Genomic DNA, 16,808 nt, shown 5'->3' with positions numbered 1-16,808 from the left:
CCGTTTTCAAGCCGATCGAGCAGCCCATGCACGAAACCTTCCTGCCGATCATTCAATCCGCGCCGGGTCGCAAGATTTTGTAGGGCTTCGGTTGCTTCGATATGCAGGCGGTAGTGGCCCGGATCCTGATCAATGCGAGTGGATTGTTGCGTGGTGTCGCCAAAGACCATGGCGTGACACAAACCAGCATCAGAGGACGTGAATGCGCGACATGTGAGCGGGCGAACGGCATATATGCTGCAGCGTTCATTTTCATCAAGAAGCGGGCAGCGCACACGAACGTCACTGGTTTTGGTGAATTTCTCGATCTCGCTTGCGGCAGTTCTCAGTCGATCCAGCAGGGCCTGTTGTTCTGGCGGGGTGAAGGTTGCCTTGATATGTGCTGCGATCAGGTCGCTGACACCGGGCGGGACGCTGACAAACAGATGGCAACACGCACTGCATTGATCGCGACACGCACGTGGCGCGGGGTTCGGGAAGCTTTCGCGCAGAAGGGTCGATGCCTGTTCGAGTAACGCCATTGTGGCGTTGGCAGCATCGGCAAGTGAGGTGGATGTATCAATGGTACGATCCAGCTCGGTGCGGAAGTCGGCAAACATCTGGTCATAGCGACGCGATGCCTCTGTTGTCAGGGCACCGGTTTGGGCGATGTCGCGCGATATTCGGTCTAAGGCGTCGTCAAGCTTGGTCATCAATCCCAGTCACTTTCGTTCTGGCACTTTTGGACAAGCCTGCAGGTTGCTCTTTGTTGTTTTTTCTAATTTAGCATTCTTTGCCGTCATTCCCTAACAATTGCATAATGTTAGAAGTCGTGGTGTTCAGGCCTTTGTGATGGCGCACAAAAAAAATCCGGCCAGATAAATCCGGCCGGAAGGTTGGGTCGAAGACCCGATGGGTGCTGCGGGCGCGAACCATCTGTTCGCAAGACGGTTCCCGGCAGCGGGAGTATGGCTATAAGTTTTAGGCGGTTCAGGCGGTAAAAGTGTCCTCATATTGCTTGCGCAACTGGGCCTTCTGGATTTTGCCCATGGTGTTGCGCGGCAGTTCCTTGATGACCCAGATGCGCTTGGGCACCTTGAACTTCGCCAGTTTGTCCTGCGTGCGCTTGATCAGGGCGTCGGGATCAGGTTGATCGCCATTGGCCACGACAATCACACCGGCAACGGCTTCGCCAAAATCGGGGTGGGGCAGGCCAAAGATCGCGACTTCATCGACCTCGTCATATTCGGCGATGACTTCTTCGACTTCCTTGGGATAGACGTTGAAGCCGCCGGAGATGATCAGATCCTTGTCACGACCAACGATGGTGACATAACCGTCTTCGCCAATGGTGGCGAGATCGCCGGTGATAAAGAAACCGTCCTTGCGGAATTCGGACGCGGTTTTTTCGGGCATCTGCCAGTACCCCTTGAAAACGTTCGGGCCACGAACTTCAAGCACGCCGATTTCGCCAGCCCCCAGGATGTTGCCATCCTTGTCACAAACGCGGGCCTCGATCCCCGGCAGGGTCGGACCAACCGCACCCGGACGACGTTCGCCATCAAGCGGGTTGGAGGTGTTCATGCAGGTTTCGGTCATGCCATAGCGTTCAAGGATCTTGTGCCCGGTACGTTCAAAGAACGCGTCATGGGTTTCGGCCAGAAGCGGGGCGGAGCCCGAAACGAACAGGCGCATATTCGCCGTGATGTCCTTGGTGAACTGCGGATGTGCCAGCAAGCGGGTATAGAAGGTCGGAACGCCCATCAGCACGGTTGATTGCGGCAGGCGTTCAATCACGTCATCTGCATCGAATTTCGGAAGCAGGATCACCTTGCCGCCATTCATCAGCATGATGTTGATCGCCACAAACAGACCGTGGGTGTGGAACAGCGGCAGGGCATGCAGCAATGTATCCCCCGGCTGGAAGCCCCAGGCCTGATGCAGGGTCTTGGCGTTCGAGCCCAGATTATTATGGGTCAGCATCGCACCCTTGGACCGGCCCGTCGTGCCCGATGTGTAAAGGATTGCGGCAACGTCGTCCTTGTCTGCGGCCACAATGTCGGTCATGGCGGTGGCGTTCGCGGCTTCGTCATTCAGGCTGCCATCCCCATTTGAACCAAGCGACAGAACAGCAGCGACGTCATTCTTGTCACCGAGTTCCTTGGCCGCATCGATATGGGCCGGACGGCAGACAAAGACACGCGGGGCGGCGTCACCCAGGAAATAGGCGATCTCGTCACCGGTATAGGCCGTGTTAAGTGGCAAATGAATGGCGCCAAGCTGCAGGCAGGCAAGGTAAAGCGCGATGACATCGGATGATTTGTCGACCTGTGCGGCGACCCGGTCGCCCTTGACCACACCATGGGCGGCAAGGACTGCGGCATAACGCCCGGTGCGATCAAGCAACCATGCAAAGCTGCGTTCGGTCCCGTCGCGTTCGATCAGGAATGTGCGCGATTTGTCGGCCGGAAAACGGTCCAGAAAGGATTGAAGAAGATTATCTGACATGGTCATACCTGTTTAAATTCCGGCAAGCTGTGCGACGGATTTCGATGTGGCGATCTTTCCGTCATTCATCAGTGCTTCGTGGTTTTTCTCGATATCATCAAGGTGATAGGCGTAATTCACCATCATGCCGCCAGCCTGACGCAGACCCTTGTCCGACGTATCGCCAAGCCAGTTCAGGCGTTCAAGCTGTGCACCATTACCCAGATGGAACCGCGCGGTGGGGTCGAGCGGTGATTTGCCGCGTTTGCAGGTGGCAAGATAAGTCGCACACAGCGCCAATGTCGGCTTTTTCAGGTTCGCGACCTTGACCGGATCATTGATCCAGTCGTCCTCGCTTAGGCCCGCAAGCACCTGACCGGCAAGCTTGGCATCATCGGCCTTGCTTTTCTGGAGGGTGCGCAACCAGCCCATGAAGCCCGGAATGGGCGACAGGGTGGCGAACTGCTTGAGTTGCGGGAATTCGCGTTTGAGTTCCTCGACCACCTGTTTGATCAGGAAGTTGCCAAACGAAATCCCCTTGAGCCCCGCCTGACAGTTGCTGATTGAATAGAAAATCGCGGTGTTGGCTGTTTCGGGGGCCTTTTCATCGATTTCCGGGGCCAGAAGCGCCTGAACGCTATCGGCCAGACCATGGACCAATGCGACCTCAACAAAGATCAGCGGATCGTCGGGGATGGCCGGATGGAAGAAGGCAAAGCATTTCCGATCCGTCGCTAGACGACGGCGCAGATCTTCCCAGCCCTGAATTTCATGAACTGCTTCATAGCGGATCAGTTTTTCAAGGATGGCTGCCGACGTGTCCCAGTCGATATGGCGCAGTTCAAGGAAACCACGGTTAAACCAACTGGTCAGCAGGTGCTGCATATCGGCATTGAGCGGTTCAAGATCGCGGTTGTCTTTCAAAACCCCGATCAGGGTTTCACGCATATCGACAATCGCCCGCGTGCCACCCGGTGCCATATTGATCTTGCGCAGAAGTTCCTGACGGACCGGTTCGGACGCCTGGGTCAGAGCCGCAAGGTTGGCCTCGGACGGGTCCTTGGCAAAGGCCTCGGCCGCCTTGGTGACTTTGGTGCGGTCGGCACTAAAGTCGTTTTGCATCATCTGGAAGAAGGCCAGATGGTCTTCTTCGGGCAGGCTTTCCCAAAGGCGGACCACTTCGCGGGCAACCGCGGTGCCACGTGCCTCGCCTTTTTGCGAGACAAGGTCCCTGCACATGGCACCGAGTTGTTTGAGCGGTTCTTGCGGGGTTGAAATCGGCAGGTCAAGCAGTTCCCGACCACGGTCGGCAATACTTGAAAGCCAGCTTTTGACAGACATGCCTGACATCAGCGTCCTCCAATAACCGTTTCCGGAAGCCAGGTGGCGATCTGCGGGAAGAAGCACAGAATGATGATGGCCGCGATCATGCACAGCACATAGGGGAATGCGCCCTTCAGGATGCTTTGCAGACGGATATCAGGGGCAATACCATTGATCACATACAGGTTCAAACCAACCGGCGGGGTGATCAGGCCGATTTCCATATTGATCGTCAGGATCACGGCAAACCAGTACGGGTCGAACCCGGCATTGATGATCACCGGCAGCAGGATCGGCGCGCTCATCAGGATCACGGCGACCGGCGGCAGGAAGAAACCACTGATCAGCAGGAACAGATTGATGAAGCCCATCAGGACCCAGCGGTTGACCTCGAGGGCGGAGATCCACTGTGCAATCGACTGGGTGACCAGAAGCGATGACAGCATGTAGCTAAACAGGCCCGCCGCGCCGATGATCAAAAGGATCATCACCGACTCTTTGGTGGTGTCACGCATGACATTCCAGAGCTGACCCGGTTTCCACATGCGATACACGATCATCGCCGTGACAAGGCAGAACAGTGCGCCAACACCGGCCGTTTCCGAAGGTGTCGCAACGCCACCATAAAGGGCGAACAGAACAGCACCAATGATGACAAGGAAGGGCAGAACGCGCGGAAGGATTTCAAACTTTTCCTTCCAGCTGTATTTGATCACGCCAAGGGCAGCCTGGGCATTGCCCTGACGCCAGGTCGAATAAAGCGACCATGCCATGAACAGAACCGTCACCAGCAGACCCGGCAGAAGTCCCGCCAGGAACAGACGCCCGATCGAGGTCTCGGTCGAGATGCCATAGACAATCATGGTGACACTTGGCGGGATCAGAATGCCCAGCGTCCCGCCAGCGGCGATCGAGCCTGCCGCAACCGTATCTGGGAAACCGCGTTCGCGCATGGCCGGGATGCCCATCTTGCCGATCGCCGCACAGGTGGCAGGCGACGAGCCGGACAGGGCGGAAAAGATGGCGCATGCACCAAGGTTTGAAATCACAAGCCCGCCCGGAACACGCGTCAGCCAGCGATCAAGAACCGAATAAAGGTCACCACCAGCACGCGATGAGGCAACAACCGCCCCCATCAGAATGAACATCGGGATGGCGAGGACTTCGAAACTTTCGAGTTTGCCAAACAGAATTTCAGGCAGAAGCGGCAGCGAGCCGGTGCCATCAAAGATGACGATAAAACCGATACTGACCAAAATCAGGCCGATGCCGACCGGAATGCCGGAGAAAAGAACAAGGGTGGTCGCGATGCCAACAATGGCCGCAAGAAGCAAGGGATCCATGGTGCGGCCTCCTTAGAATGCGTCGTCGCGAATATCGAACGGGGTCGATCTGCGCGTGATGAGGGACAGGAAATCGGCGAAGAACTGCAAGAACAGCAAGCCAAAGCCAATCGGCAGGGCCGAGAACGGCTTCCACAGCGGCACGGCCCAGATGGTTTCGGACAACCAGCCGCCTTCATAGGCTTCGATCACCAGTTCCAGACCGTAAAAGGCAAACATTGCGGCGATTGCCATGCCCAGAGACAGGGTGACAATGGCAAGGGTCATGCGTGCGCCACGTTTGAGATAAAGCGGCAGCAGGTCGACATTGACGTGACCGCGCAGCAACTGAACATAGGGCAGGCCAACAAGTGTTGCGCCAATCATCAGGAAGATCACGGCTTCGGTTTGCCAGACGGTGGAATCATTGAGCACATAGCGCATGAAGACCAGCTGGCAAATGATCAGCATCGCGATGCCAAACATCGATGCCGAGGCAACGCCACATACACGCGACAGGAAATGAATGACGGCAATGATGTTATCAACCGGGCCGTGCGGAATTTGTGTATTGCGGTTTGCCTGCGGACCGTGATGGTCGATTGGTTCGACATCAGGCGGGGGCGGCATATCGGATTTAACGGAATGCGACGCACTTCGGGTCTGCGCGAAATCATCGGGCAGATCAATGGGCAGTGGGTGCGGGGACATGGCGTTGGACACGCGCGTACTCCTCTGACGGAACCGTGGTGTTATGGTCTGGTCGTGTTGAGAAATCAGGGTGGTGCCGGATCACCGGCACCACCATCAGATCAGGCATGGATCACTTTACAGCAAGCGCCATGTCGAGAAGTTCCTGACCGTTCGGGGTTTCTTCCACGAACTTGGCATAGGAGGTTTTCATGGCAATCGCCTGCCATGCTGCAAAGTCCTCGTCCGAAAGGTCGGCGATTTCCACACCGGCTTCCTTGAAGACCTCGACGCTATCAGAGTCCTGTTTACGGCCTTCGGCAGTGTAGTACTCTTCGGCGACTTTTGCGGCAGCTGCGAGGGCGTCTTTCTGCGCGTCATTGAGCTTGTCATAGCTGCGCTTGGACATCAGGACCGGCTGGTACATGAACCACAACGCGTTGCCAGCTGCCGGCGTGTAGCATTTGACCTGCTCGTAGATACGATAGGACACAAAGCTTGAAGAGCTGGTGTTTGCCGCGTCAAGAACACCGGTCTGCATGGCCGGATAGATTTCCGAGCTTGGCATTGCGGCGATGGAACCGCCAGCACCCTGAAGCATCTGTTCGAACGATTTACCGGCTGCACGGATCTGCAGGCCTTTGACGTCTTCGGGCTTTTTTATGCATCCCTGGGTCGAGGCAAAGCCACCGGCAAGCCAGCCCTTGGCGACGGTGACGACACCGTCATCGTTCAGGAGCTCTTCGATTTTGGCCATGAACGGGGATTCGTTGATGCGCTGTGCATGGTCATGGTTTTTGACCAGGGCGGGCATCAGCGTCAGGTTGGTTGCCGGAATACGACCACCGGCGTAGGCGAGCGGATAGACAATCATGTCAAGCTGGCCGCGCGTCATCGGAGTCCACTGTTCCTTCGCCTTGAACAGCGAGCCGGACGGGAAGATCTGGATTTCCAGATCAACGTCAGCGGCCTTGACTTCGTTGGCGATGATTTCTGCCACTTTGTGACGGACATCGCTGGTGGACCACTGATGTGACAGCTTGAGCGTCTCGGCACCGGCGGAGGCAGACATGCCAAAGGCGGCAACGGACATGGAGATGGCGGCGACAGACGCCGTAAGAGTCTTTTTGAAAATCTTCATCTTTTCCTCCCGGATGAAGCATGCGTTTTGAATGCATTGTGACGGCTTTTGCGCGTCTTTTTATTGATGCGGTTTTCGCATTGGTGAAAAGCGTTACAGATTTCTGGCATGCTGTCCATGCAATTTTGTATACCAGAATGTGATTTTGCAGTGCCACAAATCAGCGCTGGAGTATTTGCCCGTGTATCAGGGAAAACCTGATCTGAACTTTTGCGTCGCAGCAGAAAAAACTTCGCAGAGCAGCATCGAAAAGGCTTTGATTGGTACCAGAATATGTGTTCTGGTATACCAGTGAGTGATGATGAATGAGGGCGCACATGTCGCAAAACGGAAAGCTTGCCACCGATCTGGTCCAGAAACTTGAACGCGATATCGTGACTGGCGTGCTCAAGCCCGGCGACAAACTTGATGAACGCTCGTTAAGTGAACGGTTCGGCGTATCGCGCACCCCGGTACGTGAAGCGTTGCAAACCCTTGCCGGGTCCGGGTTGGTTGCGACCATGCCGCGCCGGGGCACAATTGTTGCTGCCATCACGGTTGCCGAACTGATCGAAATGTTTGAAGTCATGGCGGAACTTGAAGCGATGTGCGCGCGTCTGGCGGCACGTCGCATGCCGCGCGTTGATATCGATAATCTGATCGCGCTGTCTGATGAATGCGGTGCGCTTAAGGATCATGCGGATGCCGATGCCTATTACGAGGCCAATGTGCGCTTCCATGAGGCGATCTATGCCGGGTGTCGCAACAGTTTCCTTGAGCGTCAGACCAAGAATGTGCGCAACCGTCTGGCACCGTATCGCCGCTTGCAGTTGCATCGGCCGGGGCGTGTTAAGACATCGAACAACGAGCATGCCGATATCCTGAATGCGATTGCCAATGGTGAGGCCGAAACGGCTGGCAAGTTGATGCAGCAGCATGTGGCGGTTCAGGGTGAGTCGCTTAATGACCTTCTCGCCATTGTGCCGCGCGGGTATCTGGAACCGTTGGCAAGCTAATTCCCATTATTTGATATGACCAAATGCGTGACCTTTTCGGGCCGGTAGGGTAAAACGCGCGCATGGCAAAGAAACGTTTGGATCAGTTGCTTGTGGAACGTGGGCTGGTGGAAACCCGGTCCAAGGCACAGGCTTTCATCATGGCAGGCAATGTCTTTAGCGGCGAGCAACGGCTCGATAAGCCGGGCATGCCGTGCAAGGAAGACATTTGCATTACGCTGCGCGGGCAGCCCCATCCGTGGGTTTCGCGCGGCGGGCTCAAGCTTGAAAAGGGTCTGGCAGAATTTGAGATCGACGTGACCGGTTTTATCGGTGTCGATGTCGGGGCCTCGACAGGTGGCTTTACCGACGTTCTGCTTCAGAACGGAGCGGCCAAGGTCTATGCCGTTGATGTCGGGCAGGGGCAGCTTGACTGGAAGCTGCGCAATGATGAGCGTGTTGTGGTCATGGAAAAGACCAATGCGCGCCATTTGACCGCAGAACAGATTTCTGACGCCATCGATATCGTCGTGTGTGATGCCAGCTTCATTGGTCTGCGCACCGTGCTTCCGGCCAGTATTGAGCGGGTCAAGGATGGCGGCTATCTGATTGCGCTGATCAAGCCACAATTTGAAGTCGGCAAGGAGCGTGTCGGCAAAAAAGGTGTCGTACGCGAACCCGAATTGCATCAGGAAGTCTGCGATACCATTTCCGACTGGCTGGCCAATCTTCCGGGCTGGGAGGTGCTTGGCATTACCAAAAGCCCGATCACCGGCCCCGAAGGCAATGTTGAGTTCCTGATTTGCGGGCGGAAAACGGCCTGATCAACCGGCCAAACTTCCGCCCGCGATCATCAGATTATTTGCCGATTTTCTTCATGAAGAAATCAATACCGGCCTGTGCGCAGTCCTGATCCTGCGGCGGGGTGCCGGAACTGACGCCGATACCGCCGACACATTCACCATCAACGAATACTGGCAGACCACCGGCGACAATCGACAGGCGACCGCCAATTTCACTATCGATGCCATAGGCCGGTTTGCCCGGCTGGGCAGCGGCGGCATATTCATGCGTGCCCTTGCGCGCACCCGATGCGGTAAAGGATTTATCCTGGGCGATGGTGGTGCTGGTGACCTTGCCGCCATCCATGCGTTCAAACGCGATCAGAACACCGGATTCGTCGGTGATGGCAATGCACATCGGAACCCCGATCTCATTGGCACGGTTGCGGGCCCCTTCGATCAGGATATAGGCATCCTCAATGGACAGGCGTTTGATGGTCAACATCGGACTTTTCTCCCGGGCGTTATCATTAATCTAATGCCGGCATAGTACGGGCAGCGCCAAAAGCCGATCAATCATATAAAACGGCTTTCCGTATGGTGGAAGGCGCGGCATGCAACGCCCGCTACTCAGAAGTCCGGACGCATGATCATCAGGTAAAGCGCGCCGAGTGGAAACAGGATGGCGATGCGGCCAACCATGTTCCACAGCCTGCGGCATTTCTCATAGCTTGCGGGCATTTCGGTTTCGCCATCTGCCACGGTCTTGGCCGCAATCTTTGACATATAGATCTGAAGCGGCAGCAGGCCTGCCAGCCACAGCATCGCGGCCATGCCATACAGGCTGATGCCATAGATCAGATAGGGGGCATCAGAAAGTGATATGCCGGTGGCGTGAAACAGCCCGATGCCGCCAATCACAAGCAGAGCCGAGCCAAGGGTGGTGAAGGCCAGATCAGTGATGTTGATCAGACGACAGGCAAAAGCGATGACGACCGGGTTGTTGGTGCGGTCTGCCTGTATTTTCCAAACGGCCGAGACAATGATATTGCCCAAAAACAGGATAGCGCCAAGAACGTGAATGAGTTTGACGGTTGAATATTCCATCTGAAATTCCGGTTGGTTGTGGGCAGACCCCAATGCGGGATGATGAAGCGTTCGAGCTGTTATTCGGCGTTGGTCGGGATGGTAAGGTCCTCGGCCAGAAGACCCAGAACAAAACCTGAAAGATCCTGATCCGCGGGCGGCACGATCATGCCATCAATCACCAGCATGGCTATGCCGTGTGCACGGCTCCATGCGGCAAGGGCACGGTTATAGGCGCTTGCAGCCTCCGCCAGAGTCATTTCAGCCTTGCGATCAACCGATGTGACCGCGCGCTGCAAGACGTCAAAGGCGTTGTCGGCGGCATCGCGCAATTCCGGATATTGATCGAGTGGCGGGCGTTCCCGACCAAAGATCAGGCGGAAATGTTGCGGGTTTTCGACCGCGAACTGCACATAGGCAGCCCCCAGCGCCATGATGCGTTCTTCATGGTTTTCCGTGCTGGCGGCAGCAGTTTCAAGTTGTTCGGCAAACCGTTCAAAGGCGGCGATGGCGACTGCCGCCAAAATGCCATCCTTGCCGTCAAAATGGCGATAGGGGGCGGCTTCCGACACACCGGTCAGCCGCGCGAGGCGCCGTAGCGACAAACCAGCCGGGCCTTCGTCCGTCAGGATGTTTTCAGCTTGTTGCAGAAGGACGTTGCGGACATCACCGTGGTGATATTTTCCCATTTGCGCGTATCTCGATTTTCTTATGTTAACTTTGTTAACATTAAAGCGGAATACACATTAGCGCAAGGCCAAAATCACGCTTTTCAGGTGAACCGGGTCTTGTCATCGGGCTTGGTGTTATGATGTCGGGACGTGATGGCCTGTTTAAGCCAGCACAAAATCAAACCGGCTGATCTCGCCGTCGCTTGCCGGGCGCATCTTCATCAAAAGCGCGCTGTCAAACAGGTGGTCCAGTTCGTTGCGGGGCTCTTCGGGGAAATAGAGTTGCGTGGTCAGGGTTGGGCCGTTGGGCGGGGTGATCTTGATGTGGTAATGCGGGGTCCGTCCGGCATATTCGGCCGGGCGGATGGTGTCAAAATAATAGCGTCCCTGGGCGTCGGTGCGCTGATAGCCGCGCATGCTAAAACCCTGATTGTCATATCGGCCATTGGCATCGGCGTGCCAGAGATCGACAATCGCATTGGCAATCGGCGTGCAGGTGGTGCTGAGCACGTAACCGATCAGTGTCACCGGGCTGCCATCCGTGTCTGTCCGAAAGTTGCGTTTTTCTGGCGGGTTTTGCGAATAAAACGGGCCCTCGGTCATTGAACGTGTCGGGCCGATATCCTCGCCGCAGGCCGGGGTTGCCGGCAGGGTTGTGTCACTGGCGTGGGCGGCCGGTGCCAGAATGGTATGGCCGATGATTGCCGCGCCTGTGGCAAACCAGCCCTTTATCGCAGATCGGCGCGACAGGCTGGACAGATCCAGATGTGTTGTCATTCGTCTTGCCTTTTCCCAACCGCATTTCGGGTCGTTTTTCGTTATGGGATAAAGATGTGGTCGCGAAGGCAAACTACAAGATGAAACCATTGGAAAATTGCCCCGGCTTATAAAAAAAGCGCCACCCTTTCAAAGGGCGGCGCAGGGGAGCCAGGGGCTTCAGGGGGCTTCAGGTTCTGTGGGAACTTACGCCGGTTTAGGTGCGCGGTCGGCTGGTTTGGCGGTTTCTGATCCGGTCTGTGATGTCGTGGGCTCGCCAGATGTTTTGACGCCTTCTTGCGCTTTGCTTGGATCGTCGGGGTTGGTTTGGTTTTCTGCGTTCGCAGCCGTGTCAGTTGGTGTGTCGGGTGTTGCAGATGTATCATTGCCGTCAGCCGTGGTCGAAGCGGCGTCCGGTGCGGCCTTGTTTTGTTGTGTGTCGGGTGCCGGGTTTGCCGCATTCTGGTCGTGGGTTGGCGTATCTGCGGTCTCGGTCTGCTGTGATGTGTCTGGCGTGGTGTTGTTTTCCGGTGTGGCGGCTGTTGTCTGATCCGGGGAAGTGTTAGCGTCGGGTTTTGCATCGGTGACGGATGCTGCGTGCGCCTTGTCATCGGCGGTGCTTGATGCCGGTTTTGTTTCGGAATCAGAGCTTGGCGCAGGTGTATCCTTTGCCGTGACGTCATCGCTTTTGGCGTCAGTCCCGGCTGGTTTTGGTGCTTCTGCCACGTGCTGGTTCAGGTCAACAGCAGGCGGATTGGCGGCTTTTTGGTCGGCGGGCCTGTCCGGGCGGATCAAAAACTTGTCGGCCAGCGTGTCCTTGCCAATCAAAAGCGGCTGTTCAAGGCCGCCCATTTCCAGCAGACCGATTTCAACATCGCGTTCAATGCCGCCCAGTTTGAGGCGCGATTTGATCACCGGCGCGCGCACAGTGGTGTTGCCCGCGCCGGTCTGCACATCACGGTAACCCGCAATCGGCAGTGACAATTTCCAAACAATCGTACGGGCCTGAAGCGTGCTTGCGGGATCGGGCGTTGACTTGATGGTAAGCGAGAAGGAAACCGTTCCATCTGATGGGGGATCGGAACTGTCTGTTTCTGCGTCATCGCTGTGTGGGGGGCTTTCATCGTCGCCGGGGCTGTCAACATGCAGGTCGCCGACGAACAGGCAGGTTTGCGGTGCAGCCCCCAGTATCATGGCCGGGAGCCCCGAAATACCCCAGTCGGGCAGGTTGACGGCCTCGTCCGAGAAAAGAACGATGCGGTTTTTAAGCTGCGCGTCACTGCCAACCGTCCCGGTGGGGGCGGGCTTTTTGTTTGACGCAGCAAGTTGGATCAGGGTTTTGAGCAATATCGGGTTCATGACCCTAAGACGTGGCACAAACCCGTTTGTGATGTGAAACTCGAAAGACCCGATAAAGTAGCGAAATCAGCTCGGGAAATGCTTGTTCGTGTTCCAGCCTTCGCACTGTGCGCGGTGGCGCAGAAGGTGGTCAGCCAGTGTGATGGCAGCCATGGCTTCGCCCACCGGAACGCCACGGATGCCAACACATGGATCATGGCGGCCCTTGGTGACGACGTCGACTTCCTTGCCATAGATATCAAGGCTTTTGCGCGGGGTGAGGATCGAGCTGGTCGGTTTGACAGCAAAGCGCACGACAATGTCCTGCCCCGATGAAATCCCGCCGAGGATCCCACCGGCATGGTTGGAGCCAAATACCGGTTTGCCATCTTCGCCCAAGCGCATTTCATCGGCATTTTCAATGCCCGTCAGTTCGGCGGCTTCAAAACCATTGCCGATTTCAACGCCCTTGACGGCGTTGATCGTCATCATCGCCTTGGCCAGATCGGCGTCAAGTTTGTCATAAACCGGATCACCAAGGCCAACCGGGACGCCAGAACAAACAACCTCGATCACTGCGCCAACCGATGAGCCATCCTTGCGCAGGCCATCAAGATATTCCTCGAACACCGGCACGGCTTCTGGGTCCGGGCAGAAGAACGGGTTGTTATCAACCTCATCCCAGTCCCAGTTCGCGCGATTGATTTCCTTGGTGCCCATTTTGACCAGGGCCGCACGGATTTTGATGTTATCACCCAGCACCTTGCGCGCAATTGCACCGGCGGCAACCCGCATGGCGGTTTCACGCGCCGAAGAACGGCCGCCGCCGCGGTAATCGCGGGTGCCGTATTTTTCCCAATAGGTGTAGTCGGCATGACCGGGGCGGAACTGGTTTTTGATTTCGCCGTAATCCTTGGAACGCTGATCGACGTTTTCGATCAGAAGCCCGATCGGGGTGCCGGTGGTTTTGCCTTCGAAAACGCCCGAAAGGATTTTGACCTGATCAGGTTCGCGGCGTTGGGTGGTAAAGCGCGACTGACCGGGTTTGCGTTTTTCAAGGTAATCCTGAATGTCGGACTCGGTCAGTTCAAGCAGGGGCGGCACACCATCAACGACACAGCCAATGGCCGGACCGTGGCTTTCGCCAAAGGTGGTGAAGCGGAAAAGTGTTCCAAAACTGTTGCCAGCCATAACCGATTATCCAGAATTCAAATAGTTTAGAGACAAAACGGGCCACCCGTCAGGGCAGCCCGCAAAATCATATCAGGCCCAGATCAGGATTTCTGGACAGTGATGTCAGGTGCGTCTGCCTGCTTCATGCCAACGGTGTGGTAACCGCAATCGACATGATGGGTTTCGCCCGTAACACCGGTCGAAAGATCAGAGAGGAAGTACAGGCCCGATCCGCCAACATCATCAAGCGTAACGTTGCGGCGCATCGGTGAGTTGTATTCGTTCCATTTCAGGATATAGCGGAAATCGCCAATCCCCGATGCGGCAAGGGTCTTCATCGGGCCCGCCGAAATGGCGTTGACGCGAATGCGGTCTGGTCCAAGGTCATTGGCAAGGTATTTCACGCTGGCTTCAAGGGCGGCCTTGGCAACGCCCATGACGTTGTAATGCGGCATGACCTTTTCTGCGCCGTAATAGGAGAGCGTCAGAAGCGAACCACCATCGGTCATCAGTTTTTCAGCGCGCTGTGCGATCGCGGTAAAGGAATAGACCGAGATGTTCATCGAAAGCGCAAAGTTTTCCGGCGAGGTATCGACATAGCGACCACGCAGTTCGCTCTTGTCGGAGAAGCCGATGGCATGCACGACAAAGTCAAGCTTGCCCCATTTTTCCTTAAGCGTCTCGAACACGGCATCCATGCTGGCCGCATCGGTCACGTCACATGGCAGAACGATGTTGCTGCCAACAGACTCTGCGAGCGGGCGCACACGTTTTTCAAGGGCTTCGCCCTGGAAGGTAAAGGCCACTTCGGCGCCGGCCGCTGCGGCCGCACGTGCAATGCCCCAGGCAATCGATTTGTCGTTGGCGACGCCCATGATCAGGCCGCGTTTACCGGCCATCAGGCCTGAAATGTTGTCGGTGGACAGGCTCATATTCCCTCTCGTTCCCACGATCTCTCTCTGGCAGGTAGAGGCATTCAAGAAAAGCCGCGACCGGCCCAGAAGGCATTAGACATTCGGCGCATCCTACACAAAGCACGGCCAAGGTCAATCTGACCTGTCATAACGCGTGCAGGCGCGCTATCCTGTTGATCAAGTGTAGTATAACCGGAAAATGCGTGGGGATAAGCGTTTAATGGTCGAAATTCAGAAATTGCTGGCTGACCGAACGGCGTTCTGGCGTTACGCCGTCATGCGTTTTGTTCATGACAAATCCGTGCAACGGGCAGCCGGGCTTTCCTATACGACGCTTCTGGCGATGGTGCCGTTTCTGGCGATTGCGCTGACGGTGCTTTCTGCGTTTCCGGTCTTTGATGAGTTCAAGGACCAGATCATGAATGTGGTCCTGAACAATTTCCTGCCGGAAACCGGTGAACAGGTGACCGGCTATCTGGGTGATTTCCTGCAAAATACCGGGCAAATGACGGCGATTGGCACAATCGTTCTGGGTTTGACGGCGGTGATGTTCCTAAGCGCCATCGAAGGGGCGATGAACGATGTGTTTCGCGTCACCAGTCCGCGCAAACTGCTGTCGCGCCTTGTCGTGTTCTGGACGCTTCTAACCGTCGGGCCAATGTTGCTGGGTCTGAGCCTTTCACTGGCGTCCTACATTTTTGCCATGCGCCATCTTGTCGGCGGCGAGGTACTTGGCGGGCAGATCGGTCAGCTTACATTCCTTGCGCCATTCATTCTGTCTGCGATGGCCTTTTCCCTGCTGTTCATTGGCATGCCGAACCGCTCGGTCAGTGTTGTTGACGGGGGCGTTGGCGGGCTGGTCGCAGCGGTTCTGTTCGAGACGCTGAAAAAAGGCTTCGGGTTTTACGTCACCACCTTTCCGACCTATCAGACGATCTATGGTGCGGTCGCGATTGTCCCGATATTCCTGTTGTGGATGTATCTGACCTGGATCGTGATTCTTTTGGGTGCGCAGGTGGCGGCGGGCCGGTCCGAATGGCGGGCGGCACGGGCGGCGGGCCTGATCCCCGATCCACGCGTTGCGGTGCCCGGGCATATGGAACGGATTATCGCCGTGCTGCGTGTGCTGGAATATTTGCAAAATTGCTTTCACGAGGCAGCCAAACCGCCGACCTATCGCAGGATGATGCGCGATGTGAAGCTGGGCGGGCGTGATCTTAACTGGGCGCTGGCCGCATTGCGGCGACAAAAACTGATTGAACGTTCTGACAAGCACCGCTGGCTGCTGTCGGGGGATCTGTCACGCATTTCGCTGATGGATTTGATGACGCGTTTGGGGCTTTTTCTGGATTACGACCGCTTGCTGGTGGTGCGAACAGATGGTGGTTGGCCGGTTGCCATGCGCGAACGCCTGATCGAGCTTGAGAAAAAGCGTGAGACGGTTCTGGATGTGAAGGTTGGCGAACTGCTTGATACGCCGCGTCCCGAAGACAAGGTCCCCGAGCAGATCAAGAAAGACCCTGATCAGGACAAGGGCGGCGATATCGACGAGAAAGAGATCAGCAACGCCATGAACTAGCGACGGGGCGGCTAATTCGGCGGAACATGTTCCTAGTCTTTGGGGGCGTGTGCCCTGGCGCTGGTCATTTCCACGCGGATCGGGGCGTCGCCGCTGCGCAGGTGCAGGTCGCGTTGCGGGAACGGGATTTCGATATTGTGTTCGATAAAGGCATCCCAGACATTGAGCAAAACTTCGCTGATGACGTTGCCGCGGCCATTTTGCGGATCGTTGATCCAGAACCGGATTTCAAGATCGACCGAGTTATCGCCAAAACCGCGCATCAGGGTGTTGGGACCCGGGTTATCCTGCACGCGGGGGCATTTTGCCGCCGCCTCGTTGCACAGTTTGATCGCAAGGTGAGGGTCACAGTTATAGGAAATGCCGACCGGCACTTTCAGGCGCAGCTTGACGTCCGAGTGGCTCCAGTTTTCGACCTGATTGGTGATCAGGTCTTCGTTCGGGATCAGAAATTCCGTGCCATCGCGGGTGCGAACGGCGGTGTAACGCGCGCCCAGTGACTGAATCCAGCCAAAGGTATCGCCAATCGCAATGACGTCGCCGGGCTTTATCGATCGGTCGAGCAACAGGATCACGCCGCTGATCAGGTTGGC

Annotated in this window: 17 protein-coding genes; 3 read left to right on the top strand and 14 right to left on the bottom strand. The window is 56.4% G+C overall.

Annotated elements, in window-relative coordinates; genetic code table 11:
• From B2R48_RS02360 to dctP, 6 genes are all read right to left on the bottom strand, one after another.
• On the bottom strand, nt 1–692 hold a 692-nt coding region (locus B2R48_RS02360; protein WP_296997342.1), incomplete at its 3' end, for a YkgJ family cysteine cluster protein.
• A gap of 277 nt (nt 693–969) precedes the next feature.
• Nucleotides 970–2,487: a malonate--CoA ligase gene (locus B2R48_RS02355; RefSeq protein WP_296997338.1), complete on the bottom strand. Its 1,518-nt coding sequence runs from the start codon at nt 2,485–2,487 to the stop codon at nt 970–972.
• 12 nt (nt 2,488–2,499) lie between these two features.
• The gene (locus B2R48_RS02350; RefSeq protein ID WP_296997335.1) at nt 2,500–3,816 is read right to left on the bottom strand and encodes a malonyl-CoA decarboxylase; all 1,317 of its coding nucleotides are present in this window, start codon (nt 3,814–3,816) and stop codon (nt 2,500–2,502) included.
• The gene (locus B2R48_RS02345) at nt 3,816–5,132 is read right to left on the bottom strand and encodes a TRAP transporter large permease (protein ID WP_213472484.1); all 1,317 of its coding nucleotides are present in this window, start codon (nt 5,130–5,132) and stop codon (nt 3,816–3,818) included. Before B2R48_RS02345 ends, B2R48_RS02350 begins: the two co-directional genes overlap by 1 nt.
• A 12-nt stretch (nt 5,133–5,144) precedes the next feature.
• The gene (locus B2R48_RS02340; protein WP_062957640.1) at nt 5,145–5,834 is read right to left on the bottom strand and encodes a TRAP transporter small permease; all 690 of its coding nucleotides are present in this window, start codon (nt 5,832–5,834) and stop codon (nt 5,145–5,147) included.
• A gap of 100 nt (nt 5,835–5,934) precedes the next feature.
• Entirely contained in the window at nt 5,935–6,942 is a 1,008-nt protein-coding gene (gene dctP, locus B2R48_RS02335; protein WP_062957641.1) for a TRAP transporter substrate-binding protein DctP, read from the bottom strand.
• A 317-nt stretch (nt 6,943–7,259) separates the two neighbouring features.
• Here dctP and B2R48_RS02330 point away from each other — a divergent pair, with 317 nt between their 5' ends.
• Complete coding sequence (locus B2R48_RS02330) at nt 7,260–7,937, top strand: GntR family transcriptional regulator (protein ID WP_062957642.1); 678 nt, start codon at nt 7,260–7,262, stop codon at nt 7,935–7,937.
• A gap of 62 nt (nt 7,938–7,999) precedes the next feature.
• Nucleotides 8,000–8,740 (top strand): TlyA family RNA methyltransferase, encoded by a 741-nt coding sequence (locus B2R48_RS02325; protein WP_296997323.1) that lies wholly within the window; start codon nt 8,000–8,002, stop codon nt 8,738–8,740.
• A 34-nt stretch (nt 8,741–8,774) separates the two neighbouring features.
• Here B2R48_RS02325 and B2R48_RS02320 read toward each other — a convergent pair whose 3' ends face one another.
• The 7 genes from B2R48_RS02320 to fabI all read right to left on the bottom strand — a co-directional run bounded on the left by B2R48_RS02320 (nt 8,775) and on the right by fabI (nt 14,654).
• Entirely contained in the window at nt 8,775–9,203 is a 429-nt protein-coding gene (locus tag B2R48_RS02320) for a GlcG/HbpS family heme-binding protein (protein ID WP_008891292.1), read from the bottom strand.
• Between the two features lie 125 nt (nt 9,204–9,328).
• Nucleotides 9,329–9,805, bottom strand: a complete 477-nt coding sequence (locus B2R48_RS02315) for a DUF2269 family protein (RefSeq protein WP_296997318.1) — start codon at nt 9,803–9,805, stop codon at nt 9,329–9,331.
• A gap of 59 nt (nt 9,806–9,864) precedes the next feature.
• A complete protein-coding gene (locus tag B2R48_RS02310) occupies nt 9,865–10,473 on the bottom strand; it encodes a TetR/AcrR family transcriptional regulator (protein ID WP_296997316.1) in 609 nt (202 codons plus the stop codon).
• A 144-nt stretch (nt 10,474–10,617) separates the two neighbouring features.
• Complete coding sequence (locus B2R48_RS02305) at nt 10,618–11,232, bottom strand: intradiol ring-cleavage dioxygenase (protein WP_296997313.1); 615 nt, start codon at nt 11,230–11,232, stop codon at nt 10,618–10,620.
• Between the two features lie 186 nt (nt 11,233–11,418).
• The gene (locus B2R48_RS02300; protein ID WP_296997311.1) at nt 11,419–12,588 is read right to left on the bottom strand and encodes a hypothetical protein; all 1,170 of its coding nucleotides are present in this window, start codon (nt 12,586–12,588) and stop codon (nt 11,419–11,421) included.
• Between the two features lie 48 nt (nt 12,589–12,636).
• Nucleotides 12,637–13,740 (bottom strand): chorismate synthase, encoded by a 1,104-nt coding sequence (gene aroC / locus B2R48_RS02295; RefSeq protein ID WP_296997309.1) that lies wholly within the window; start codon nt 13,738–13,740, stop codon nt 12,637–12,639.
• Between the two features lie 83 nt (nt 13,741–13,823).
• Nucleotides 13,824–14,654 carry an enoyl-ACP reductase FabI gene (gene fabI / locus B2R48_RS02290; protein WP_296997306.1) on the bottom strand — a complete coding sequence of 277 codons (831 nt, stop codon included), beginning with the start codon at nt 14,652–14,654 and terminating at the stop codon, nt 13,824–13,826.
• A gap of 202 nt (nt 14,655–14,856) precedes the next feature.
• On the opposite strand from fabI, the gene B2R48_RS02285 reads away from it, so the two are divergent.
• Nucleotides 14,857–16,215 carry a YihY family inner membrane protein gene (locus tag B2R48_RS02285; protein WP_296997304.1) on the top strand — a complete coding sequence of 453 codons (1,359 nt, stop codon included), beginning with the start codon at nt 14,857–14,859 and terminating at the stop codon, nt 16,213–16,215.
• A gap of 32 nt (nt 16,216–16,247) precedes the next feature.
• Here the strand turns inward: B2R48_RS02285 and B2R48_RS02280 are convergent.
• A partial coding sequence (locus B2R48_RS02280; RefSeq protein ID WP_296997301.1) for a mechanosensitive ion channel family protein occupies nt 16,248–16,808 on the bottom strand: 561 nt, incomplete at its 5' end.

Source organism: Thalassospira sp. UBA848 (assembly GCF_002295455.1).
In the GTDB taxonomy this organism is placed as follows: domain Bacteria; phylum Pseudomonadota; class Alphaproteobacteria; order Rhodospirillales; family Thalassospiraceae; genus Thalassospira.
Note: the sequence above shows the minus strand (reverse complement) of the source record. Positions and strands in the feature narration are given on the sequence as shown.